Raw genomic sequence first — 595 nt, 5'->3', positions numbered from 1 at the left:
CTGCGGTGTTATCAAGTTCGACTGCATCTTGTGCTGAAATCGGGTTGCCTGCCACATCTGACACGCTTGCTGTGGCGGTGAGCGTGCCGTCATTTAATGCGCTTGCGTCAATCGGATCGGTAACGTATTCGCCGTTTTGCACAAGCGCTGTGGTTTCAACTTGGTTTGTGCCATCACTGATAATAACAGTAACAGTTTGGCCGTCTTCCACATCGCTCACCGTGCCGCGCACGACCATAGCGGCGCTTTCGCCATTACCATTAACCACGCCGTCGGCGGTTTTATCAATGCTAGTTGTAATCGCGGCGGTGTTATCAAGTTCTACGCTATCTTGCGCGTTTACAGGGTTACCTGCCACATCGGATACGCTGGCTGTAGCGGTGAGTGTGCCGTCATTTAATGCGCTTGCATCAATCGGATCGGTAACGTATTCGCCGTTTTGCACAAGTGCCGTGGTTTCAACTTGGTTTGTGCCATCACTGATAATAACAGTAACAGTTTGACCATCTTCCACATCGCTCACCGTGCCACGCACGACCATGGCGGCGCTTTCGCCATTACCGTTAATAACTGAATCGGCTGTTTTATCAATGCT

General features: G+C 50.9%; 1 protein-coding gene. It reads right to left on the bottom strand.

The annotated features are described in order from the left end of the window. Nucleotides 1-595: hypothetical protein (locus CWC16_RS16815; RefSeq protein WP_138542341.1), on the bottom strand; the 595-nt coding region annotated here is incomplete at both ends.

The organism is Pseudoalteromonas sp. S3776 (assembly GCF_005886915.1).
Lineage (GTDB): Bacteria > Pseudomonadota > Gammaproteobacteria > Enterobacterales > Alteromonadaceae > Pseudoalteromonas.
This window is presented reverse-complemented; position numbering and strand designations above follow the sequence as displayed.